This is a genomic window from Mesorhizobium sp. GbtcB19 (genome assembly GCF_019091085.1).
Lineage (GTDB): Bacteria > Pseudomonadota > Alphaproteobacteria > Rhizobiales > Rhizobiaceae > Mesorhizobium.
Window position 1 is genome coordinate 1 of sequence record NZ_JAGXJY010000045.1, and the last position, 3,985, is coordinate 3,985.

The window sequence follows — 3,985 nt, forward strand, 5'->3', positions numbered from 1 at the left end:
CTCCAAAAGTCAGCCTTGAATCTGATTTGCCTCGCGATGGGAATCCCAAGCCGTTAAATTGTCACTACAGCCTAGCCACTTTTCCGTTTGCAGCCGATTCAACGACCACCCCTTGCGAGGACACGGCTCTCGCCTTGGTAAGCTGCATCAACCGGTACCTTGCATAAACAGGTAGCTTGCTATATCTATTTGTAAACCGGAAGCTGAGCTATCCGGTGAACCGGAAGCTGGCATGACCGACTCTATCCAGGTGCAATTGCGGAAGGGCGCGCTCGATCTGTGCGTGCTGGCCGTGCTGTCGCGCGGCGAAAGCTATGGTTACGAGATCGCCAGCCAGCTGGTCGCCGCGGTCGGCATGGGCGAAGGCACCATCTATCCGCTGATGCGTCGCATGCAGAATGACGGCCTTGTCGCCACCCGCATCGTGGAATCGAGCAACGGGCCGCCGCGCAAATATTACCGCCTGACGACGCTCGGTCAGCAGGCGTTCGACGCGCATCGCCGCGACTGGCGCTCGCTTGCCGGCGCAATCGACAAACTTCTCGAGGATCTGCCATGACCAGGGATGCTTTCCTGCAGACGTTGCGGCAGGGATTGGCCGGCCTGCCCGCGCACGAGATCGACGACATCGTCGGCGATTACAGCGCTCATTTCGCCGACGCTTCCGGGCGCAGCGAAGCGGAGGTCGCCGCGGCATTGGGCGACCCGGCACGGCTCGCCCGCGAGTTGCGTGCCGAGGCCGGGCTGCGCCGTCTGGAGGCGCATTGGAGCATGTCCAACATGCTGGCGGCGACGCTCGCGCTGGCCGGCCTTGCCTTCATAGACCTCGTCTTCCTGCTGCCGCTGATTTTGACCGCCGTCATCCTTTGGCTCGCCCTCGGTATCACGCTCGTCGCCATCGGCGCGTTGGGCGTCAAGATCATCCTCACCACGCTGCTGTTCGATAGCAGCGGCACGCTCACGTCGTCGCTGGGGCGCGTCTTCATCGGCGCCGGATTGGTGAGCGCCTTTGTCGGCGGCGGCGCGTTGCTGTTGCTGGGCCAGGGCGCCGGCATACGGGTTCTCGGGCGCTACGCCCGGCTGCATTCCCGACTGGCGCAACCGGGCCGCGACCAGGCCTGAGCTCTTTTTGTCATCACATCGAAGGAACGGGACAATGACTGGAAAACTGGCATTCGTCGCGACAGCGGGGCTGGCCGGCGCCACGGTTTTTCTGGCGGTGGGCATCGGGCTTTCCGGCCCGGACTGGGTCTATGCCGGCGGCTCATGGATCGGCGGGGAATCGACCTGCGGGAAGCCCGCTTCCGCCCGGAAAGAGGTTACGCTGGCCTTCAGCCCGGGCGACAGCCTTACCATCGCTTTGCCGGCTTCAGTCCGTTATCAGCCGGGAGACCGGTCCGAGGCGGTCATCAGCGGCGATGCCACCCTCGTCGACCATGTGCGGATGAGCGATGGCAGGCTTGGCCTCGATTGCGAGCCGGGCTGGTTCACGCCTCGGTTCGATGTCCAGCTGTCAGGGCCGACCATAAAGGACTGGACCATTGTCGGCAGCGGCGATCTCGCTCTCTCGCGGATCAACCAACCCGATCTCCGGCTGAAGATCCGGGGCAGCGGCAGCGTTACCGCCGTCGGAAGCGCCCAAACGGTCAACCTTGAAATATCCGGCTCCGGTAGCGGGCAGCTCAAGGATCTGGTCGCCCAATCGGCGACGGTCGACATCCGTGGCAGCGGCGATGCGGAGATCACGGCGCAGGCGGATGCGGATATCTTGATTTCCGGCAGCGGCGACGTCGACATCTACGGGCATCCGACCATGCGGCGTTCCGAGGTGCACGGCGCCGGCAGTATCTCGCAGCACTGACTGATGCCGCGAACGGCTTCAGTTCCTTAGCCGATAGCCCGTCTTGAAGATCCAGGCGACGATGCCGATGCAGATCGCCAAAAACACCAGCGTCATGCCAAGGCTCACGCCGACCGAGACGTCGGCCTTGCCGTAAAAACTCCAGCGGAACCCGCTGATCAGGTAGACGACCGGGTTGAACAGCGTGATCGTCTTCCAGATGCCGGGCAGCATGTGGATCGAATAGAAGCTGCCGCCGAGGAAGGTGAGCGGCGTGACGATGAGCAGCGGCACCAGCTGCAGCTGCTCGAAGGTCTTTGCCCAGATGCCGATGATGAAGCCGAACAGGCTGAAGGTCACCGCCGTCAGCACCAGGAAGGCGATCATCCAGAACGGATGCTCGATCCTCAGCGGCACAAACAGCGCCGCGGTGGCCAGGATGATCAGGCCGAGCATGATCGACTTGGTCGCCGCGCCCCCGACATAAGCGATGATGATTTCCAGATAGGAGACCGGCGCCGACAGGAGCTCATAGATCGAGCCGACGAATTTCGGAAAATAGATGGCGAAGGAGGCGTTGGAGATCGACTGCGTCAACAGCGACAGCATCATCAGTCCAGGCACGATGAAGGCGCCGTAGGCGATGCCGTCGATCTCGTTGATGCGCGAGCCGATCGCCGAGCCGAAGACGACGAAATAGAGCGATGTCGAGATGACCGGCGAGATGATGCTCTGCAGCACGGTGCGGAAGGCGCGCGCCATCTCCACCCGGTAGATCGCCCATACCGCACGAAAATTGGGGGCTGCGCGCAGGTTCATGGCTCTTGCCTCAGAAGATTGACGAAGATCTCTTCGAGCGAGCTGTTCTTGGTGTCGAGATCGCGGAACTGGATGCCGGCCGCCTCGAGGTCGCGGATCAGCGAGGCGACGCCTGGACGGTCGCTCTGGTTGTCATAGGTATAGGTGAGCTCGTTGCCGCCCTCGGACAGTTCCAGCGCATAGCGCGACAGCCCGTCCGGAATGGCGGCAAGCGGCGCGCGCAGCTCCAGCCGCATCTGCTTGCGGCCGAGCTTGTGCATCAGCTCGGCCTTGCCTTCGACCAGGATGATCTCGCCCTTGTTGATGACGCCGACGCGGTCGGCCATCGCCTCGGCTTCCTCGATGTAATGCGTCGTCAGGATGATGGTGACGCCGTCCTCGCGCAGCCGCCGCACCATCGCCCACATGTCCTGGCGCAGCTCCACGTCGACACCGGCCGTCGGCTCGTCGAGGAACAGCACGCGCGGCTCGTGCGACAGTGCCTTGGCGATCATCAGCCGGCGCTTCATGCCGCCGGACAGCGTGATCGCCTTGGAATCCTTCTTGTCCCACAGCGACAGATCGCGCAGCACCTTTTCGACGAACGCCTTGTTGGGCGCCTTGCCGAACAGGCCGCGGCTGTAATTCACCGTCGCCCAGACCGTCTCGAAGGCATCGATGGTGAGCTCCTGCGGCACCAGCCCGATCAGGCTGCGCGCGGCGCGGTAATCCTTGCTGATATCATGGCCATCGACGCTGACGGTCCCCGACGAGCGGTTGACGATACCGCAGACGATCGAGATCAGCGTCGTCTTGCCGGCACCGTTCGGCCCGAGCAGCGCGAAGATCTCGCCACGCTCGATGTCGAGATTGATTTCCTTCAATGCCTTGAAGCCGGTGGCATAGGTTTTCGTGACACCGGAGATCGAGATGATGGATGACATGCTGAAAAACGGCCGGCTGGAAATTGTGACCTCATATAGGTCGGTTGCCGTTTTATGCAAACCGGTAATCGCCGCCGCTCCTGACAGCTCTGGACAGTCCATCCTGACTGAAGGCCCAGTTTGCGGCAGTGCAACGGCCTACGTCAGCGCCAGCCCCCGCTCCGTCTCGGCGCTGCGCGCCGAGCCACCTCTCCCCCACTTTGTGGGGGCGAGGAACTGTCAATCGCGAAGGGCGCGGCCTCGGAAAGCTTGGGTTCCTCGCCCCCGCCAAAGGCGGGGGAGAGGTGGGTCGGCGAAGCCGAGACGGAGAGGGGGGGCGCCCTATGCGAATATCCATCCCCCAGGCGCGCCAACTCCAACCGCCCGCGCTGCCCCCCCCCCCCCCCCCCGGCGCCTCCTCCCC

General features: G+C 63.4%; 5 protein-coding genes. 3 read left to right on the forward strand and 2 right to left on the reverse strand.

Annotated features, from left to right (window positions below):
* Positions 1-232: 232 nt before the first annotated feature.
* The 3 genes from KVT37_RS31385 to KVT37_RS31395 are packed head-to-tail and all read left to right on the forward strand — an operon-like array spanning position 233 to position 1,861.
* Positions 233-559 (forward strand): PadR family transcriptional regulator, encoded by a 327-nt coding sequence (locus KVT37_RS31385; protein ID WP_217578896.1) that lies wholly within the window; start codon positions 233-235, stop codon positions 557-559.
* Entirely contained in the window at positions 556-1,122 is a 567-nt protein-coding gene (locus KVT37_RS31390; RefSeq protein ID WP_217578897.1) for a DUF1700 domain-containing protein, read from the forward strand. Before KVT37_RS31385 ends, KVT37_RS31390 begins: the two co-directional genes overlap by 4 nt.
* 34 nt (positions 1,123-1,156) lie before the next feature.
* Positions 1,157-1,861: a DUF2807 domain-containing protein gene (locus KVT37_RS31395; RefSeq protein ID WP_217578898.1), complete on the forward strand. Its 705-nt coding sequence runs from the start codon at positions 1,157-1,159 to the stop codon at positions 1,859-1,861.
* Between the two features lie 18 nt (positions 1,862-1,879).
* On the opposite strand, the gene KVT37_RS31400 is transcribed toward KVT37_RS31395, so the two are convergent.
* Both KVT37_RS31400 and KVT37_RS31405 read right to left on the reverse strand, forming a co-directional pair.
* On the reverse strand, positions 1,880-2,659 hold the full coding sequence (locus KVT37_RS31400) for an ABC transporter permease (protein WP_217578899.1): 780 nt from the start codon (positions 2,657-2,659) through the stop codon (positions 1,880-1,882).
* On the reverse strand, positions 2,656-3,582 hold the full coding sequence (locus tag KVT37_RS31405; RefSeq protein ID WP_217578900.1) for an ABC transporter ATP-binding protein: 927 nt from the start codon (positions 3,580-3,582) through the stop codon (positions 2,656-2,658). Before KVT37_RS31405 ends, KVT37_RS31400 begins: the two co-directional genes overlap by 4 nt.
* Positions 3,583-3,985 lie beyond the last annotated feature (403 nt).

Coding starts and splice junctions, on each gene's coding strand:
- KVT37_RS31405 (WP_217578900.1), bottom strand. CDS start 3,582: ATGTCATCCATCATCTCGATCTCCGGTGTCACGAAAACCTATGCCACC.
- KVT37_RS31400 (WP_217578899.1), bottom strand. CDS start 2,659: ATGAACCTGCGCGCAGCCCCCAATTTTCGTGCGGTATGGGCGATCTAC.
- KVT37_RS31385 (WP_217578896.1), top strand. CDS start 233: ATGACCGACTCTATCCAGGTGCAATTGCGGAAGGGCGCGCTCGATCTG.
- KVT37_RS31390 (WP_217578897.1), top strand. CDS start 556: ATGACCAGGGATGCTTTCCTGCAGACGTTGCGGCAGGGATTGGCCGGC.
- KVT37_RS31395 (WP_217578898.1), top strand. CDS start 1,157: ATGACTGGAAAACTGGCATTCGTCGCGACAGCGGGGCTGGCCGGCGCC.